Below are 1,335 nucleotides of genomic sequence, written 5' to 3' on the forward strand. Positions count from 1 at the left end.
TGTAGTGGCTAGATTGAAATGTCCGCTTTTGGCTACATAGAAATGTCCGCTTTCGGGCCGCGTAAGCTGACCGGCCGCCGGGTGTCCGGCGCCGGAGGCTGCAATGGCTGCAACGGAGCGGATCACGATGACGATGCGGGAGCTAGACAGGTTCAAGGTCATTCAGGACGTAGCGGACGGCAAGCTCAAGCCATGGCGTGCAGCGGAACGGCTGGAGTTGACGACACGCCAGGTTCGCCGACTGGTCGCCCGGCTTCGTGAGCACGGCGCGGCGGGATTGGTGTCGGGACACCGAGCGAAGCCCGGCAACCGCCGTCTCGACCCGGGAGCCGCCGACCGGGCGCTGTCGATCATCCGTGACCGCTACGCCGATTTCGGGCCGACGTTGGCCTGCGAGAAGCTCTGGGAATGTCACGGCATTCGGCTGGCCAAGGAAACGGTCAGGAAGCTGATGACGGATGCTGGGCTCTGGATTCCGCGGCGGCAACGCCCCCCGAAGGTCTACCAGCCACGAGCGCGTCGTGCGTGCCTGGGTGAACTGATCCAGATCGACGGCAGCGACCATCGATGGTTCGAGGAACGGGCGCCGGCCTGCACGCTGCTGGTGTATGTGGATGACGCGACGAGCCGGCTGATGATGCTGCACTTCACGCAGACGGAGTCGACCTTCAGCTACTTCGAGGCAACGCGGGCGTACATCGAACGCCATGGCAAGCCGGGAGCGTTTTACAGCGACAAGGCCAGCGTGTTTCGCAACGTGAAGCCGGGCAAGACTGGCAATCGCGTGACGCCGTTTGGCCGGGCGATGTACGAGCTGAACATCGACACGTTCTGCGCGAACAGCAGCTCGGCCAAGGGGCGCGTGGAGCGAGCGCACCTGACGTTGCAGGATCGGCTGGTCAAGGAGATGCGATTGCGCGAGATCAACACGGTGGCCGACGCCAACGCTTACGCGCCCTCCTTCATGGCCGCCTACAACACGCGCTTCGCGAAGCCGCCAAAGAGCGACTTCAATGCGCATCGGCCGTTACGGACCGACGAGAGCCTGGAGCGGGCGCTGACGTGGCGTGAGCCGCGGAAAGTGACGAAGTCGCTCACGGTTCAGTACGACCGGGTGATGTACTTGCTGGACGATACGCCGGTCAACCGGAAGCTGATCGACCGGCAGATCGAGGTGTGGGAGTACCCGGATGGACGGATTGAACTACGGGCTGACGACCGGGTATTGGACTACAGACAGTACGATCGCCTAACCGAAATCGATCAAGGCGCAGTCGTGGAGCACAAGCGCTTGAGTCATGTGCTGGAGGTCGCGCAAGCGCTTCAGGCGCAACG

The 1,335-nt window shown here is 63.1% G+C and carries 1 protein-coding gene; it reads left to right on the top strand.

The features are described 5' to 3' along the window. Window positions 1-103: 103 nt before the first annotated feature. The coding region (locus tag CFB39_RS39050; RefSeq protein ID WP_089477034.1) for an ISNCY family transposase at window positions 104-1,335 on the top strand (1,232 nt) is incomplete at its 3' end.

Origin of the sequence: Burkholderia sp. AU6039 (assembly GCF_002223365.1) — a bacterium.
In the GTDB taxonomy this organism is placed as follows: Bacteria; Pseudomonadota; Gammaproteobacteria; order Burkholderiales; family Burkholderiaceae; genus Burkholderia.